17 protein-coding genes are annotated in these 16,458 nt (G+C 63.1%); 7 read left to right on the top strand and 10 right to left on the bottom strand.

The annotated features are described in order from the left end of the window. Positions 1 to 55: 55 nt before the first annotated feature. Positions 56 to 952 carry a hypothetical protein gene (locus tag G7067_RS13565; RefSeq protein ID WP_166325439.1) on the bottom strand — a complete coding sequence of 299 codons (897 nt, stop codon included), beginning with the start codon at positions 950 to 952 and terminating at the stop codon, positions 56 to 58. Between the two features lie 438 nt (positions 953 to 1,390). Here G7067_RS13565 and G7067_RS13560 point away from each other — a divergent pair, with 438 nt between their 5' ends. Together G7067_RS13560 and G7067_RS13555 are read left to right on the top strand one after the other, a co-directional pair. Continuing rightward, on the top strand, positions 1,391 to 1,909 hold the full coding sequence (locus G7067_RS13560) for an amino-acid N-acetyltransferase (protein ID WP_166325436.1): 519 nt from the start codon (positions 1,391 to 1,393) through the stop codon (positions 1,907 to 1,909). Positions 1,910 to 1,936: 27 nt separating this feature from the next. Then, positions 1,937 to 2,554: a DUF4232 domain-containing protein gene (locus G7067_RS13555; protein WP_166325433.1), complete on the top strand. Its 618-nt coding sequence runs from the start codon at positions 1,937 to 1,939 to the stop codon at positions 2,552 to 2,554. Between the two features lie 9 nt (positions 2,555 to 2,563). Here the strand turns inward: G7067_RS13555 and G7067_RS13550 are convergent, their stop codons facing one another. The 7 genes from G7067_RS13550 to G7067_RS13530 all read right to left on the bottom strand — a co-directional run bounded on the left by G7067_RS13550 (position 2,564) and on the right by G7067_RS13530 (position 8,918). Next, complete coding sequence (locus tag G7067_RS13550) at positions 2,564 to 3,703, bottom strand: peptidase C39 family protein (RefSeq protein ID WP_166325430.1); 1,140 nt, start codon at positions 3,701 to 3,703, stop codon at positions 2,564 to 2,566. Then, positions 3,700 to 4,269 carry an ATP-binding cassette domain-containing protein gene (locus tag G7067_RS14760; RefSeq protein ID WP_280115724.1) on the bottom strand — a complete coding sequence of 190 codons (570 nt, stop codon included), beginning with the start codon at positions 4,267 to 4,269 and terminating at the stop codon, positions 3,700 to 3,702. The genes G7067_RS13550 and G7067_RS14760 overlap by 4 nt, the downstream gene beginning before the upstream one ends. Beyond that, the gene (locus G7067_RS14755; RefSeq protein WP_280115723.1) at positions 4,242 to 5,384 is read right to left on the bottom strand and encodes an ATP-binding cassette domain-containing protein; all 1,143 of its coding nucleotides are present in this window, start codon (positions 5,382 to 5,384) and stop codon (positions 4,242 to 4,244) included. Before G7067_RS14755 ends, G7067_RS14760 begins: the two co-directional genes overlap by 28 nt. Before the next feature lie 94 nt (positions 5,385 to 5,478). Beyond that, entirely contained in the window at positions 5,479 to 6,015 is a 537-nt protein-coding gene (locus G7067_RS14545; protein ID WP_244301140.1) for an ABC transporter permease, read from the bottom strand. After that, the gene (locus tag G7067_RS14540; protein ID WP_244301139.1) at positions 6,003 to 6,245 is read right to left on the bottom strand and encodes a hypothetical protein; all 243 of its coding nucleotides are present in this window, start codon (positions 6,243 to 6,245) and stop codon (positions 6,003 to 6,005) included. Before G7067_RS14540 ends, G7067_RS14545 begins: the two co-directional genes overlap by 13 nt. Then, positions 6,242 to 7,219: an ABC transporter permease gene (locus tag G7067_RS13535; protein ID WP_244301138.1), complete on the bottom strand. Its 978-nt coding sequence runs from the start codon at positions 7,217 to 7,219 to the stop codon at positions 6,242 to 6,244. Before G7067_RS13535 ends, G7067_RS14540 begins: the two co-directional genes overlap by 4 nt. Before the next feature lie 67 nt (positions 7,220 to 7,286). After that, a complete protein-coding gene (locus G7067_RS13530) occupies positions 7,287 to 8,918 on the bottom strand; it encodes an ABC transporter substrate-binding protein (RefSeq protein WP_166325424.1) in 1,632 nt (543 codons plus the stop codon). 353 nt (positions 8,919 to 9,271) lie between these two features. Here G7067_RS13530 and G7067_RS13525 point away from each other — a divergent pair, with 353 nt between their 5' ends. From G7067_RS13525 to G7067_RS13515, 3 genes are all read left to right on the top strand, one after another. Next, entirely contained in the window at positions 9,272 to 10,441 is a 1,170-nt protein-coding gene (locus G7067_RS13525; protein ID WP_166325421.1) for a MalY/PatB family protein, read from the top strand. Next, positions 10,438 to 10,752: a glutaredoxin domain-containing protein gene (locus G7067_RS13520; protein WP_166325418.1), complete on the top strand. Its 315-nt coding sequence runs from the start codon at positions 10,438 to 10,440 to the stop codon at positions 10,750 to 10,752. Before G7067_RS13525 ends, G7067_RS13520 begins: the two co-directional genes overlap by 4 nt. A gap of 75 nt (positions 10,753 to 10,827) precedes the next feature. Next, positions 10,828 to 11,757, top strand: a complete 930-nt coding sequence (locus G7067_RS13515) for a LysR family transcriptional regulator (RefSeq protein ID WP_166325415.1) — start codon at positions 10,828 to 10,830, stop codon at positions 11,755 to 11,757. 24 nt (positions 11,758 to 11,781) lie between these two features. Here G7067_RS13515 and G7067_RS13510 read toward each other — a convergent pair whose 3' ends face one another. Continuing rightward, a complete protein-coding gene (locus G7067_RS13510; protein ID WP_166325412.1) occupies positions 11,782 to 13,269 on the bottom strand; it encodes a PucR family transcriptional regulator in 1,488 nt (495 codons plus the stop codon). A gap of 136 nt (positions 13,270 to 13,405) precedes the next feature. Here G7067_RS13510 and G7067_RS13505 point away from each other — a divergent pair, with 136 nt between their 5' ends. Both G7067_RS13505 and G7067_RS13500 read left to right on the top strand, forming a co-directional pair. Then, entirely contained in the window at positions 13,406 to 14,590 is a 1,185-nt protein-coding gene (locus G7067_RS13505) for a CaiB/BaiF CoA transferase family protein (protein WP_166325409.1), read from the top strand. A 26-nt stretch (positions 14,591 to 14,616) separates the two neighbouring features. Next, entirely contained in the window at positions 14,617 to 15,780 is a 1,164-nt protein-coding gene (locus tag G7067_RS13500; protein ID WP_166325406.1) for an acyl-CoA dehydrogenase family protein, read from the top strand. Here the strand turns inward: G7067_RS13500 and G7067_RS13495 are convergent. Further along, positions 15,777 to 16,358 carry a TetR/AcrR family transcriptional regulator gene (locus G7067_RS13495; RefSeq protein WP_166325403.1) on the bottom strand — a complete coding sequence of 194 codons (582 nt, stop codon included), beginning with the start codon at positions 16,356 to 16,358 and terminating at the stop codon, positions 15,777 to 15,779. The genes G7067_RS13500 and G7067_RS13495 overlap by 4 nt on opposite strands. Positions 16,359 to 16,458: the final 100 nt, after the last annotated feature.

Raw genomic sequence — 16,458 nt, 5'->3', positions numbered from 1 at the left:
GACGCACTCTCGTGGCAAAACCGCACTTCCGTGACGGCGTGCCGTTGGGGCGCCGTCACGGAAGGAGATCCCGAATGTCACGAGGGTTTGGTCTGCCAAAGACGTGGAATGAGGCGAACCGCTTCTCGAATGCAGCTTGACTCGCCAGATCCTTCATCCCAAATCGGTAGATGGGTTTGGCCTGAGTCCCGCGGATCCAGTCCTCACGTTCTTTCTCTTCCAGGATCACCTGACGCGGATCTCGGCCCTTCGTCATGCCTTCGTCGAAGTATTTCACTGCTCCATCAGCCTCCGCGAAGGCGTTGTGATCGAGGAGTTCGTAATCTAGGAAATAGTCTTTCCTTTCGGGGCCGGGCACACGTACCTGAATCTCGGTCCTGATCCCAGCCCGCGCAAAGCGCAGGCGCCCCACGCTCTCAAGCACTGATTCTGCGCGGCCATCAGCAAATCCCACCACTCGACGAGCCATGTTGGCTCCCCGCTGTCTTCCTAGGGACGCAGCCCACACGAGGGTGTCTTCCCGCCAGGCTTCCTGCCCCGCTAGATTGCTGAGTCTGGAGGAGAAGAACTCTTGACGTAACGCGGCATCTGCGCAACCCAACGCCAGTTCTCCAGTGGCGCTGCGGGCGATGTCAAGCAGCGTGCGCAGGGGCGAGGTGAGAGACACTCCTGCTATCTGCGACAGTTCTGACTCGGCGAACTGGAGTCGGTGTCGGAACACGCGGGGCGAGCTTCGAACGGAATCTGGAGAAGGGGTGAGTTCGTGAATTCGAGTGTCGGAGAATCGAAACAATGGAAACCCCCAGAGCGCTGCCGCGGTGTAGTGAGAAAACACGGGCTGACGAGCGGCAGTATCGCTGTGCGCCAGCGCCGTTGCGATTTGGCGCCCCTCGACATAGAGCCCCTCCCAGTGCCGTCTGGAAATGTAGCATCCTCGCCCAAGTGGAATCATTTCCCGAGTCTTCACCAGAGCGCTTAACTGGTTTCGCTCCGAAGCTCCGAGTTGATCTCGGTAGCGGATCATCGGGCGGATACGGTGAATGAGTGCGGTGGGGTCCATGCCCGAGTTTCTCATCAAAGGAGGGCGACACCGGCGCAGAAGTGAAATTGTGGATAACTTGTTGCCCCGGGGCACAGACTCGGCCCCTGTGAGCGGCGGATCTGATCCTCTCGTGAAAGTCGAGCTCCGTTCGTACGATACTCGCGCTGCACGAGAGTGCGGTTTGTGAACGAAAGTGCGTTGCTGAGACGCACTCTCGTGGCAAAACCGCACTCTCGTGATCGGAGGGCGCACTTCACGCAATGGCTCCGCCCCCGACGATCGGACCTGACGGGGAAGCGAGGCAGGCGGGTGCGGGGAGGAAACTTGCCAGGGCATAGGCTTATTCCCATGACAGAAACCACCGAGATCCAAATCCGCCCCATGCGCACCGCCGATGTGCCGCGCATGGCTCGGCTGATGGAGCCTCTTGTGGAACGACGAATCCTGCTCGGCAAAGACCTGGTCGAGCTCTACGGAGCCGTGCCGGAGTTCTTGGTCGCCACGGTAGATGACGATCGCGTGATCGGCTACGGCGCCGTGCACGTCATGTGGGATCAACTGGGTGAGGTACGCACTCTGGGAGTCTCGGACGAGTATCTCGGGAGGGGCGTCGGTCGCCGACTGCTGCAGGCACTGGAGGATCGCGCCAGGCAGCTCGGCCTCACCCAGCTCTTCTGCCTGACCTTCGAAACAGAGTTTTTCGGGCGAAACGGCTTCGAGGAAATGAGTGAGAATGCGTCCCTCGTCGCGGCCGATGTGTACGCTGAGTTGCTGCGCTCAAACGACGAGGGCGTGGCCGAGTTTCTGAACCTTGCCCGTGTAAAGCCAAACACCCTTGGCAACACGCGGATGCTGAAGCGGCTCTAGCGGGTAATTCGGGGTTACGCTGACGCTATGTCGACGCTGCGAGATCCCGTAGGCCCGAAAGACCGCAAGGTGTACATCAGGCGGCGGATCCTTGTGCTCGCCGGCCTGATCGCTGTAATCGCCGTGATCGTGCTCGTTTTTGCGAAGCCCGGATCGAGCGGCGGGGCCCAGGATGTGAACCCGGTCGAAGTGCCGACGGATCTCGCGAGCGACAAGAAAGATGACGCCAAGAAGGGCGAAGCTCCGACATGTGCTGCCGGGCAACTCAAGGTTTCCGCGGTGACCGACAAAACCGATTACCAGGAGGGCGAGCTCCCGCAACTGTCGTTGACCGTAGAGAACTCCGGAGGAGAGGACTGCACGGCGGATCTCGGAACCGCGGGCATGCAGTTCGTGATCTCCAGTGGCGACGATGAGGTGTGGCGCTCGGTTGACTGCCAGACGGATCCCGAATCGCTCCCGGTTGTGTTGAAGCCCGGCAAGCCGCTCAGCAGCGAGGCGATTCCCTGGGATCGCACCCGTTCGAGCCCCGACACCTGCGACATCTCTCGTGACCCCGTCATAGCGGGCGGAGCCTCGTACCACCTACGCGTGGTTGCGGCCGGGGTCGAGGGAGCCGCGACGGCGCAGTTTTTATTGTTCTGAGGGCAGAGCTTATCCGGGCAACACGATCACGCCGCGGTAGCTCGGATCACCCCAGCGGGTGATGCGGTCAATGCTCTCCAACGGAATGGGGAGCGCGAAAGTGTCGGCCCAGGTCTCGCCGTTGGGATACTGCACCCAGGGATCCGAGATGATCAGTGAGCCGTCGACGAAGTCGCTCGCCAGCACCCAGTGCGGGGTGGGGTCGTTGATGAGCAGCGTGAGGTCAATGAGCAGCAACAGTTCAGCGCCGCCACTGACGAGGGCGGCAATCTCATCTACCTCCAGCCAGCGCCGCTCGATCGGGATCCTGAGCGCCTCGGCCTGCCGCAACGATTCAAGTTGAAGGTCGATGCGTAGCGCACGTTCCGACTCCTCGGAAGAGAACTCTTCGATCAGCACGGGACCGGTCGCGCTCAGGAAGACGCTGGGAAGGGAAGGTAGCAAACCCTTGGCGGTGCCGGAGTTCGCGACCTCGACCGCGAGACCGATGGGTTCGCAGGCGGGGAGATTGGTGGCCCGACGCCAGGTTGCGATCTCCGTCGCCCGGTTTTCGGCGAGGCTTTCTGTGTTGAAGGCTCCAGCACCGCGCTGTTCGAGTGCCATCAGTGAGGCGACCGCGCCGCAGGTGACCTCGGTGGTCTGACCGTAGTAGGGTGCGAGCCGGACCGGCCGCGAGGTGTTCCAGCGTGACCACACTGCGACCTCGTTGGGATCTCCCGCGCGCGTGCTCGGCACCGACGGCACGGGGGCGGGAGCAGCGACAAAGCCGCGCTCGCCAAGCAGCGCACGCCGGGAAGCCGAAAGCGGCTCCAGCGCGATGTGTTCCTCGAAATGCACTACAAGCGGAGCTATACCTAAAACACTGGCCCCCGGGTCTGCGAGCACGGCGTCGATGAGCGCCCCAAATACTTCGTCGTTCGCAGCGAACACGTCGACGATTTTGCGGTAATTGGTGAGAGGGCGCCCGGCGATGAGCGTCACTCCCAGCGGGTTCCCCTGCGCATCGAGTGCGACGAGAGTTTGCGGCGTCCACAGTTGCCGGTCGAGAGCCCAAAGGATCTTGCGGGCCTCGCTGGGCTGAGGGCTTAAGGCATCGGGCATGTGAGCTTCGGAGTGAGTTTCGATGCGCGCTACGGCGGGGTGGGTCATTGCATTCCGATCTGAGCTGAGCTGGGAGCGTCTGGAGCTGTAACGTTCGTGGCGGTACTATCTGTGCTGTGGGGCTGTCGCATGCTGTCGTGCTTGGCTGCTGCAACAAGTAGCTTGGTGTAGTCGTGTTGCGGATCGTGCAATACTCGGGTTGTCTCTCCTCGTTCGACGATCTCACCATTGCGCAGCACCACCACGCGGCTCGCAATCCGCGCGACTACACCGAGGTCGTGGGTGATAAATAGCATCGCGAGGCCGAGTTCGTCACGCAGCCGAGTGAGTAGCGCAAGTATTTGCGCCTGTACTGATACGTCGAGTGCTGAGACACTTTCGTCGCAGATGAGCACCTCGGGGTTCGGAGCTAGCGCTCGTGCAATAGCGACACGCTGCCGCTGCCCGCCAGAGAGTTGGGAGGGCCTGCGCTGTGCGAGCGCGGGATCGAGCTCGACAAGCTCAAGCAGGCTGCTCACGGTGCGCGTATTGTCGCCGCCCGCCCGGATCGCCTCCTCTAGTGACTGTGCGATCGTGAACGAGGGATTCAGCGTGGAATAGGGATCCTGGAACACGATCTGGATCTCGCCGGGCTTGCGCCCGCGCCGTCCCGGGGGAGGGCTTTACCGTGCAACAGTACCGTACCCGTGTCGGGCACCTCGAGGCCGGCGACCGCGCGCGCCAGAGTGGACTTCCCGGAACCTGACTCGCCGACGATAGCGACGATCTCGCCTGCGGCCACGTCGACCGAGGCATCTGAGAGTGCCGTGGCGGTACCAAAGTTCTTCGTTAGTCCGGACGCAACGAGAACTGGACTTCCGGCAGCGGTGGCTGCTGGCACGGCGTCTGACACGGAGGGGTTTGCCTCGATCAGTGCGCGAGTGTAGCTGTGTTCAGGCGCACTAAGTACCCGCGCGGTGGTGCCTCGCTCGACCACCTCACCCTGCCGCATCACCATAACGCGGTCGGCGCGGCCGTCAATAACCCCGAGGTCGTGACTGATCAGGATCAGGCTCGTGCGATGCACCGCCTGCAGAGCACGTAGCAGGTCGAGTACCTCGCCCTGGGTGCTCGCGTCGAGGGCGGTGGTCGGCTCGTCGGCGATGAGAAGCTCAGGCTCGGCTGCAAGCGCCGCCGTAATGGCGACACGTTGCCGCATGCCGCCGGACAGTTCAGTGGGGAACTTCCCTGCGACACGGGCTGGCAGTTGTACCTCGGAGAGTCGCCGGGTCACCTCTGCGGTGACTGCGGCGCGATCCAGACGCTGCCCGAGCACCTCGGCGCGCGCACGGATAGTGAGCGCGATCTGTTCGCCACAGCGGAGTACCGGGCTCAGGCTCGTGAAGGGATCCTGCAGCAGCAGAACGGCACGCCTGCCGCGAACCTGTCGCCAGATGTTTGCCTGGGTGCTCGCGAGATCGTAGCGGAAGCCGGCTATCTCGGCGCTTCCTGCTGCGTGCACACCCCTTGGAAGAAGCCCCGTGATGGCGCGTGCCGTGAGCGATTTCCCTGAGCCAGACTCGCCAATGATGGCGAGCATTTCTCCGGGCTCAACGAAGAGATCGAGTGGTTCGACAATAGTGCGTTCCGAGGTGCCCACCTGGAGTCCTTCAACGCGCACTCCTCGAGGTCCGGCCTCGGTGGCTGGTAGGTCCGCGGGAGCAGAATCGGTAGCGTGTGATGGACTCATTGCATTCCTCGTTCGCGCAGACGATCGCCCAGGTGGTCACCCAGGACGTTGATGGCCATCGTGACCGCCACGATCAGGACCGCGGGCACCAGCATCATGGCGGGATTATCCCCATCAGCCCCCGACCGTCGGTCACCTGCCGACCCCAGTCGGGGGTGCCCGGCGCGACCCCGATACCGAGGAAGGACAGCGAGGAGAGTGTCACCAACGCGATGGCGAGATTGAGCATAAAGTTGGTCATGATGAGCGGCCAGACGTTGGGCACGATGTGGCGGTACATGATACGTGCCGGTGACAGCGAGAGCATCTGCGCGGCCTCCACATAAGGGCGCGGCGCCTGTTCCGTAACGCCCGCGCGAATGATGCGGATGTCTGATGGTGCGAAAAGCAGGATGAGCATCAGTACCGTCACCCAGTAGCCCGCGCCGAAAATGCCGGCAACTACGATGGCGACGAGCATGACGGGCAGCGAAAGTAGGATGTCGACGACCCGGCCGACGGCCCAGTCAATCGAACCCCGTAGATAACCGGCGAGCGTGCCAACGAAGATTGCTAGCACCATCGACCCGGCCGCGATCACAATAGGACCCGCAATCGCGGATCCTGTGCCGGCCAGTGTCAGCAGGAGCACGTCGCGACCGAGTTCGTCGGTGCCGAGGAGGTGCCCGGGGACCCCGGGGGTAAGAGCGAATCGAGAATACTTTGCGCGGTAGCGGCATCGCGCAGGAAAGGCGAAATCGCGGCGACGATTGCGACCAGGGCGAGGAAAATGGCGGAGACCACGACGCTCCAGTTGCGCGGCGCCTTCGGCGACATTCGCACGCGGCTGTGCATTGAGATCTGGGTGGTGGGCGTGCTCATGCGTTCAGCTCCCGTGCTCGCACCCGAGGATCAAGCAGCAGATAGCTGACGTCCACGATGATGGTGATGATCGCGATTGCCGCAGCGATGAGCAGGGTAATCGCTTGGACGACGGGGAGATCCTTAAAGAGGACCGCCTCCTGGAGTAGCTGGCCGATCCCCGGCAGTGCGAACACCGTTTCCACAATGATGGTGCCGCCGATAATAAACGTCAGGATGAGGCCCGCGCTCGTGACGATCGGGATCAGTGCGCCACGCAGGGCAATGCGCTGAATGGTGCCCTCCGTGACGCCCCGCGATCGGGCGAAGGTGATCGCGTCGCTTTCGAGTTCGCGCAGCACTGCGGCGCGGGTCATACGCATCAAAATGGCTCCGATACCTGCGGCGAGCACGGCGGCTGGCAACACCAGGTGCCAGAGCCGGTCGATGCCGCCATTGCCGGCGCCATAGGCCGGGAAGATCGGGATCCATAAGGCGAACACAGAGATCGCGAGGATCGCGAGTGCGAAGCTCGGCGCCGATAGCCCGAACAGGGACACGGCGTTTGATGCACGGTCGATGCGGGTGCCATTGCGCGCGGCACTGAGGATCCCAAGTGGGATCGCGGAAACCACGGCGACCAAGAAGGAGAGGCCGATGAGTCCGGTGGTGACGCCGATGCGGCTCGCGATCACCATCGTTACCGGTTGCTGGAGTCGAATTGAGACACCGAAGTCACCGCGAAGGGCTGAGAGTAGCCAGTCAACATAGCGCACCAGGAAGGGGTCATCAAGGTGGTATTGCGCGCGCACCGCTGCGATCGCCTCGGGGGTGCTTGGGCGGTTGCCGAGGAGATTCTTTACGAGATCTCCAGGCGCCAGATAGAGCAGGGTGAAAGTGATGAACGAGAGCACCAGCAGGATGAGCAAGACGCTCGCGATGCGTAGCGTCAGAGTACGCGCGAGTTTGTTTCGCGCGACGGATCGGCTGGCCACGGGATACACCTTCCTCTGGAGAGATGGCCCGGGGTGAGGCCGTGAAGCCCCACCCCGGGCTGGATAACTACTTAACCTCAGCCGCGAAGAGCTGGGCGCCCCACACCCCGGTAAAGGTGTACGGGCTGTAGTCGGTAATGCCGATCGTGTTGGAGATCGCAGTCAGTGACTTGCCCCACCAGATCGGTGCATTGACAACCTCTTCTGCGTTCAGCTTCTCAAGCTCGAGAAGCTTTTCTGCACGCTCCTTCGGATCGGTGAGCGCGTTCGCCTCGGTAATCAGCGCCGCAGCCTTGTCGCTCACGAAGGCGTTCGGGTTGTCTGGTCCCAAGAGATAGCCGTTCACCTCTGATGGGTCACCCGTAGTCGAGAAATACCACATGAAGCTCAGGCCATGCTCGCCGTCACCGATTGTTGCGAGCCACTCTTCGATCGGCACCTCGCGCACCTTGACCTCTATGCCAATCTTTTTCAGACTTTCGGCGATCGCCTGCGCGGCGATGCCGATCTGAGGGCCAGTGTTCGGGTAGGTGAGTTCGGTTTTCAGGCCATCGGCAGGGGTCCCGGCAATGAGATCCTTCGCTGCGTCGAGGTCGTACTTGTTCTGGGGCAGATCGGCCAGTTCCTTGCGCGCCTCTTCGCCGCCAAACGCGTTCGAGAGTGACTCGGGTGTCATGATGGCTGTTGCCGCCTCACCATAACCGCGGAGCAGTTTCTCCGTGATGGCGTCACGGTCGATGCTCTGTGCGATTGCAGTGCGAACGTCAATGTCATCGAACGGTGCCACGTTCTGATCAAACATGAGGCCGACATATGAGAGATCGTTCAGCGACTCGACGCGCATGCCATCGATCTTCTTCCAGGTCTCAGCCTGGTTGATCGGCACGTTGAAAGCGATATCTACGTCGCCCTTCTGCGCAGCCGCCAGGCGGGTGCTTGCATCCGGGATGAAGTTGATACGAATCGACTTGGCCTTCGGGATCCCGCCCCACCACGTGTCGACGCGCTCCAGCTGCACATGTGAGTCGGGCTGGAACTCGGTGACCTTGTAGGGACCCGTGCCCATCAGCAGTGAATCGCTCGTGCCGACGTTTCCGCCGTGCTCTTCCCAGAACGCCTTCTGAGTTACGACCACAGCGCCGGTATTTGACAGGTTGATAAGGAAGGTTGCGTCGGGGTTGACGCTCTTTACCGTGACCTCGTTGTCCCCAGTCTTCTCGGCCGAGGCGAGGTTAGTGAGGTAGTAGTAGGTGCCCGGCGAAGCTTCGGGATCTGCAGCCTGGGTGATGCTGAAGACCACGTCCTCTGGCGTGACGGGATCGCCATTTTGGAACTTCGCGTCCTTGCGTAGCTTGAACACGTACGTCGATGGGTCTGGTGTTTCCCAGGACTCGGCAAGTGCCGGCACGATGGTGCCGTCTGCGTCTTGCTTGGTGAGCCCTTCCTGCACCGTAGCGGCGAGGTTATAGTTCAGGATCCCGCTCTCTTGCCCAATGTAGAGATTTGCAAGGGAGCCAGGGAAAGCTACCGTGACTTCCTCGATCTCTTTCCCGGTGTCGATAAGCGTGACGTCGGAGGAGTCGGTGTCGCTATCGGAACCGCCCGAGGCGCAACCCGTGAGGACCAGCGCCGCGGCGCTGAGGAGGACGGCTGCGGCGCGAACGCGTCGTCGACCGGGGTGAGTGATTACGTTCTTCATGTGTGGCGCTCCTTCGCGAGTGCGGACGATGCCGCATGGGTTCCCCCGGTGGGAAACACAGGCGGTGGATTGAGTGTACTGGTGCGAGCGTGTCTATGAAGACTCGATGGTCGTACTGTTACAGTGACGACGCCGCGAGCATACGAGGCTGCTGGCGAAAACACATGGATTCGGGCCAAAATAGGGGTGCTGCGCGAGAACTCAGCCGGATCGCGTGCCCCAACGAAATCGCAGAGCACCCCAGCGGAAACGGTGGACTGTGCCCTCGCCCCGCAGCATACGATGAGCAGGTACCCGGATCCTCACGCCACCGAAGACCGCGATGGCGGGTCCGGGCAGAGCGAGGAGTAATCGTGCAAAGCGCGCCAGCAACGGGAGACGGTGTGATCGAGGGTGACGGGGTGATCACAGGGGACATTGGCCGCACCCTTGCGGAGATGTCATTTGGCTGTCCGCCTGCGGTGACCCGGGCCCTCTTCAGCGCGTTAGAGCGAGGGGAACTCGGGTATATCGGGGAGAATGACGTGGCGCGCCTGCAGACCGCAGTGGCCGAATGGCTCGACACCTCCTACGACTGGCGTCCAAGGTCCGAGGAGATCCGGCCCGTGTCCGATCTCGTCGGCGGCTTCCGCGCGGTACTCACCCACTTCCTGCCGGAGGGAGCGCCGATCATTGTGCCGACCCCCGGCTACATGCCCTTCACGACGATGCCCAACCAGATGAATCGGCCCGTCATCGAGGTCCCGATGATTCGCGAGGGCGGCGCGTGGCGCTACGACTTCGCAGGGATTCGCAGGGCGTTCGCCGCCGGTGCACGCCTGCTCGTGCTGTGCAATCCCCATAATCCCATCGGCAAGGTTGCGACGCCGTCGGAGCTCGACGAGATCGAACACATCGTTGCCGAGCACGATGGGCTGGTGTTCTCGGACGAGATTCATGCGCCGCTGATCCTCGGCGCTGCTCCGCATCAGGTCTATGCCGCACGCTCGGCCCGCGCCGCAGCCCACACCATCACCGCGACCTCTGCAAGCAAAGCGTTTAACATTCCCGGGGTGAAATGCGGCCAGCTCGTCTTTTCGAACCCTGATCACCTGGCGCACTGGCAGAGCATTGGTCACTGGTACGAGCATCAGACCTCGGTGCTGGGCGTCGTCGCAACTGAGGCGGCCTATTCTTTCGGCCGCCCATGGTTGACGGAAACGATCGACTACCTGCGTCAGACGGTCGCGGATACTGCCGCCACGATCGAGCAATCGGCCGAGCAGACCGGCCTGCAGATCATCCGCCCAGACGCGACGTACCTGCTATGGATCGATCTGAATGACTCCGGGTTGTTGCGCGCGGAGCAGAGCGCGGCGCAGACCGTCTACGACGCGGCGAAACTGGTCGTCACCGACGGGGCCGGTTGCGGAGTTGCTGGGCGGGGCTTCATTCGCTTCAACGCCGCGATCCCGCACCCCCACGCGCGCGAGGCGATGCGTCGTCTGGAACGCGCCGCGATTCTTACCGGAGCAGCGCGATGAGCGGGGAAGCGGCATCGTTCAGCCTCGAGGAACTGGCGCCGTATCTGCCTGAACGCGGCACCGTGACGGTGTTTTCCGCCGTCTGGTGTGGGTACTGCCGGAGACTGAAAGCCGTGCTGACCCGCAGCAGTATCGTGTTTCGCGAGGTGCTCGTCGAAGAGGATCCCGCGGCTGAGCGGCTTGCGATCACGCTCAACGGGGGCGAGGACTGGCTGATTCCGACCGTGATCTTTTCGGACGCATCGACCGCGATCAATCCCGGGCTGCGCGAGGTGATGGCCCGGCTCGCGCAAATCGAAGACACGCGGTAGCGTGAGGGTACCGGAGTAGGCGCTGCCAGAGGAGCCGACACTCTCCGGTTGGGAAGCGTGCGAACGGAGACGACAGTGGCCTCGGAAATCGATCCGCGAGCGCTGATGTCGTTTCGGGCCGTGGCGCAACGGGGCTCGTTTGCTGCGGCCGCTCGTGAGCTCGGATGGACCCAACAGGCGCTCAGTAGTCAGGTGAGTCGGCTCGAACAGGGGCTCGGGGTAACACTGGTGACGCGCACCGTGAAGGGTGTGCAATTGACCGACGCGGGCGAGCGCTTGCTGCGCCACGCGGTACTGATCGACGGTCATCTGGAACGAGCTGCTCGGGAGGTGGCGAGCCTCGTGGGGGAGGAGGCCCGCACCGTGCGTGTCGTCGCATTTCCTTCGGCCTGCACGAGCATTGTGGCGCCGGCAATGTCTGAGCTGATCGCCCGGGCTGATACCCAGCAGGCCCCCGCTATCGAACTGGAGCAGCTGGAACCCGTGGCGGTGCCCGAGATGCTGCGGCGGGGTGCGGCCGATGTTGCCCTGGTGTTTCGCTCCGACGGTGAGGAAACCCCGGAGTGGGAAGCGTTTGAAACGATTCCGATTGGCTGGGATCCGTTGCAGCTCATTGTGTCGCAGCGCAGGGTGGCGGGTGCCGGGCCGCAGACGCGCAGGCTCAGCGAGCATGCAAATGATCGCTGGGTAAGCGGTTGCCCGAGCTGCCGTCAACGCTTTCTGCGGATTGCCGAGCGGGAGGGGTTTGTTCCCGACATTCGGCACGCCACTGACGACTACATGGTGGTGCAGGAGCTTGTGGCCAGAGACATGAGCGTGTCTGTTGTGCCCCGGCTGAGCCTGATCAGTTACCGACACCCGGGGGTGCGAGCCTACGGGTTGGCGGAGCAAGACGGACGCGAACTCATGATCCTGGTGGCGAAGGACGAGGTGCGCCCCGAGGTGCGCGCAGTTGTCAAGGCGCTGTGCCATGCTGCAGCGCGCGTGCTTGATCCCGCGGTGTGAAGGCTTCTGCTGGCGCGTGGTGCGCTACGAAGCATCCTCGAGCCGCAGAGCGAACCACAGCTCGGCGCGATCATCGGGGTCAGAAAGGGAGCGCTCGGTCAAGCGTTCGATGCGAGTAAGTCGATCTCGGAGCGTGTTGCGGTGGATCCCGAGCGCCGCTGCGGCGGGCCCGCGCTGGCCGTCGGCCAGGAAGACGGCCCGCAGTGTTTCGCTGAGCTGTGCGCGCTCGGCCGCCTGAAGTTCGGTGCTGAAGCGGGAGAGTGGCCCCAGTACGCTCGTGCTCAGCGAACCGCGCATCTTGGCGGGTTCGGCGCCGTCCGAGGTGGCGCTCAGTAACGCTTCGAGCAGCGGGGCGTCTCGATCCGCCCACACCACCTCCGGCACACGCGGTGCCGTGTAGAGCGGAGCGGTGAGTGAGAGTGACTGCAGTCGCGCCTGCGCGGATCGGAAGCTCAGCAGTGAATCAGCGATCGGGGCGGGTCTCCCGACGACCGCGTCAAGATCATGGCCGGCTGCGACCTTGAGTGCCTGCTCGACGGCGGTCTCCAGATCCGCGCACAGCTGCCAAGCGAGGCTCAGCCCGGGCGCGCGAGGCGATTCAGAGGAGGGGGCGATGAGTCGGTCGAGGCCGCTTCGGGGGCGCCTTCGCCACTCCGCGATGTCTTCCGAGGTGCCTTGGAGCGCGATCGCTCTGACGCGCTCGGGGAGCTCAATTGACGGGTTCAGGATCGCTGAGCTGTCGGGTGACCCGGTGCCCGTGAGTAAGCTCTCGGTGAAACGCTCCCAGCGCCCACGCTCTCGGGTTTCCTCCGCGCGGTCCCCGCGCAGCATCGCACCAAGCACCATCGAACCCGCGGCGATAACCGAGCGGCCCTCCGACGTCAGCGGGGTGTTTCCCGCGACAGCGAGCCTGAGCGCATCCTCCGAGTCGAGCGCGATGTACTCGACGTCTGTCTGCTCCGCGGAGAACCCTGCCGTGCTCGCAAGCACCGTATGGTCTGAACCGAGGAGCGCAAGGTGTCGGCCCGTTGCCTGGGCGATACTGGCTAACACCTCGGCCGGATCCTGATCCCCCCGCGAACGGTCAAGCAGTCGCTGCTGTACCTGCAGCGCACTGCGGGCCGCGCGCAGCTCGTCGGCCCGCAGCAGCTCGGCGACGGCCTTGCTCACCGCGATGAACGGGGTGGGCAGCGGGATCTCGAACAGGGCGACTCGATACGTGCTGGCGGCGTGGATCAGGGGAGCCGGGATGCGTTCGTGATTGACGCCGATCCCGAATCCGATGGCCGCGACCCGCGCCCGGCTCAGGCTCGCCACAAAATCTCGCCATCGTGGATCGCTGCCGTCGAGCGTGAGGCCGGTGGTGAGGATGATCTCCCCGCCTTCGAGGTGCTCGCTGAGGTCGAGCAGTTCGGTCGTCGACACCCAGACGAGTTCTGGATCACCGGGCCCAGCCTGCACGAGTCGCAGCCCGAGATGGGGCAGGGCGAGCAGGGAGGAGAGTGCAACCATACCAGCATTCTTGCATAGGGTTGGTTGTGTTGAGTGTGCAGGGTTGCGATTCTTCGTACGCTAGCGATGCCTAGACTGAGACGACAGCAGGCGCTCCCTGGACGGAGAGCGACGAATCGGGAGACGAGGGGAAGTCATGAACGAGGCCCTGGACGAACAGCGGCCCTCTGGTGCCTTGAGCGGGATCCGAATCGCCGATTTCTCCCGCGTGCTCGCAGGTCCCCACGCGACAATGATCCTCGCTGATCTCGGCGCAGACGTTATCAAAATCGAAAGCCCCGAGGGAGACGGTACGAGGCAGTGGCGGCCACCGGTGAACGCGATCGGCCAGAGCACCTACTTCGCGGGAGTGAACCGCGGCAAGCGTTCGGTCGTCTGTGATCTGCGCGACCCGGCAGGTCTCGCCCGCGCGACCGAGCTCGCGCAGACGGCCGACGTGGTGATCGAAAACTTCAAACCGGGCACCATGGAGCGGTTTGGCCTGGGGTATGAGGCGCTGTCTCAGGTCAACCCCGGAGTGGTCTACTGCTCGATCTCCGGCTTTGGCGACGCGGCGGGCAAAGACCTGCCCGGCTATGACCTGCTGGTGCAGGCGGTCGGCGGTCTCATGAGCATCACCGGAGAGCAGGGCGGCGAGCCAATGAAGGTCGGCGTCGCACTCGTGGACATTCTCACGGGCCTCAACTCCGTGATCGGGATCCAGGCCGCACTGCGGGCGCGAGATACGCTCGGCGGCTCGGGGCAGCACGTCAAGGTTACGCTGCTCGGGTCCCTGCTCTCCGCGCTCGCAAACCAGGCCTCCTCGACTCTCGAAACCGGAGTATCACCCCGACGCATGGGGAACGCCCACCCCTCGATCGCGCCCTACGAAACGCTCGATGCCGCCGACCAGCCGATCGCGCTCGCCGTCGGCACCGACGGGCAGTTCGCGAGGCTGTGCGAGGTTCTCGGAGTGTCGGAGCTTGCGAGCGACGAGAGATTCGCCACGAATCCGGAGCGGGTAGCGAACCGGGTCGCGCTGCGGGCCGCGCTTGAGGTGCCGCTGCGTACGCGATCCGCCGCGGAATGGATCGAGGCCTTCACCGCGGCGAGCATCCCTGCCGGGCGGGTGAATACGATCGGCCAGGCGATCGATCTTGCGCAGTCCCTCGGCCTTGATATCGTCGCCGAAACCCCCGCAACCGCCCCAGACGGTTCGACGGCGAAGCTGCGCTCGATCGCGACACCGATCAGTTTCTCCGCTACGCCTGCGAGATACCAGGCAGCGCCACCCGGCGTTGGGGAGCACCAGGACGCCACCTGGCTGCCGCGCTCAAACTGACCCCCACCACTTTCTTCAGGAGTACCATGACCACCACGATCGACCAGCTTTTCAATGTCGCCGACTACGTGACCGAAGAGGAGCGCGAGTGGCAGCTGAAGGCGCGTGAATTTGCGCAGACCAGGATCCGCCCGGTCATTGACCAAGCGTTCGAGGATCGACGGCTGCCGGTCGAGTTGCTGCCCGAGGTGGGTGAGTTTGGCGCATTTGGTATGTATATGGAGGGTTACGGCCTGCGCGGGGCCTCGTCCGTTGCTTACGGCCTCGTCGCGATGGAGTTCGAAGCCGTCGATTCCGGCTTCCGCACAGCACTCTCCGTGCAGGGCTCGCTCGCGATGGGCGCGATTTACAAGTTCGGTTCCGAAGAGCAGAAAGAGCGCTGGCTGCCGGCGATGGGCCGCGGCGAGGCCATCGGATTTTTTGGACTGACCGAGCCGCAGGGCGGATCCGATCCCAACACGATGCTCACCACGGCTCGCCGTGACGGTGAGGAATGGGTGTTGAACGGTAAGAAGCGCTGGATCGGTCTCGGCACGATCGCCGCGGTCGGGGTGATCTGGGCGAAAGATGAGGAGGGCGTGGTGCGCGGCTTTGTTGTGCCCACCGATACCCCGGGGTTCACAGCGACCGCGATCGAAAACAAGCTATCCATGCGAGCCTCGCTGCAGACCGAGATTGAGCTCAGCGATGTGCGCCTCCCACTGGACGCGATCCTGCCGAAATCCAAGGGTCTCTCCTCCCCATTTAAGTGCCTCAATGAGGCCCGCTACGGGATTGCCTGGGGCGTGATGGGGGCTGCCAGATCCTGTCTCGAGGTCGCCGTGGAACGCTCCAAGAGCCGGGAAGTGTTCGGGGCCCCGATTGGTGGCAAGCAAATTATTCAGGCGCAGCTTGCCGACATGTTCGTCGAGTACGAAAAGGGGCTGCTGCTTGCGCTGCACCTGGGGCGCCTGAAAGACGCGGGCACCCTCAGCTACGGTCAGATCTCGGTCGGCAAGCTCAATAACGTGAGGGAAGCAATCAAGATCGCAAGCACGGCCCGCTCGATTCTTGGCGGCGACGGAATCACGAGCGATTTCCCGGTGATGCGTCACATGGCGAACCTTGAGTCAGTGCGCACCTACGAGGGCACTGACGAGGTGCACCAGCTCGTGATCGGGCGAGAACTCACCGGCATTGCAGCGTTTTAGTCCTCGTTGATGAACCACCAGGTGGGGATCAGCGAGACGAGGACCTGAGCGAACTCTTCGCGGCTGGCATTGCCTTTCAGGAGCCACCCTTTGATCGCTCCAACCATGGCGTAACCGTAGTAGCCCGCCACCATTTGCTCGTCGAGTTCCGGAATTGGCGGTGAGAGTTTCACCCGCAAAGCGAGGTACTCCTGCATTGATTTTGTGAAATGATTCGCGAGGCTGTTGGGCACGGAGCCGTCTTGCGGGGTATTGATGGCCAAAAGGTACAGGGCTCGATGGCGCTCGACGTGGTCGAGCACCAACGAAACTCCTTCGCGGAATCCCTGCCCAGGATTGAGTGTTGGTCCCTCGTGTCCCGCAAGGAAGTGTTGGCGTGCGTCAGCAAGCTCTCGCTCGATGGCGGCGCCCAGCGCATCTGCAGGGGAGGTGTAATGCTTGTAAAACGTCACTCGGTTGATCCCGGCCTGCTGCGCGAGCTCGGACACGGTGATGTCGGGGACGGGCTTTTGCGCCGCGAGTTCCAAAATGGCAGCGTGCAGCGCCGCCCGGGTCCTGACAATTCTTGCGTCGGTCATGATGCCACCCTACTCGCTCATGAATCGTTCAGATGAACTTTTGCGTGTCGTTTCGCGTACTCTGCGCATCACGTCGTACCTTGTCAGGTATCGGGCATCG

It is taken from the genome of Leucobacter insecticola (genome assembly GCF_011382965.1).
Classification (GTDB): Bacteria; Actinomycetota; Actinomycetes; order Actinomycetales; family Microbacteriaceae; genus Leucobacter; species Leucobacter insecticola.
The sequence above is the reverse complement of the archived record's forward strand: the minus strand, read 5'-3'. Positions and strand labels throughout refer to the sequence as shown.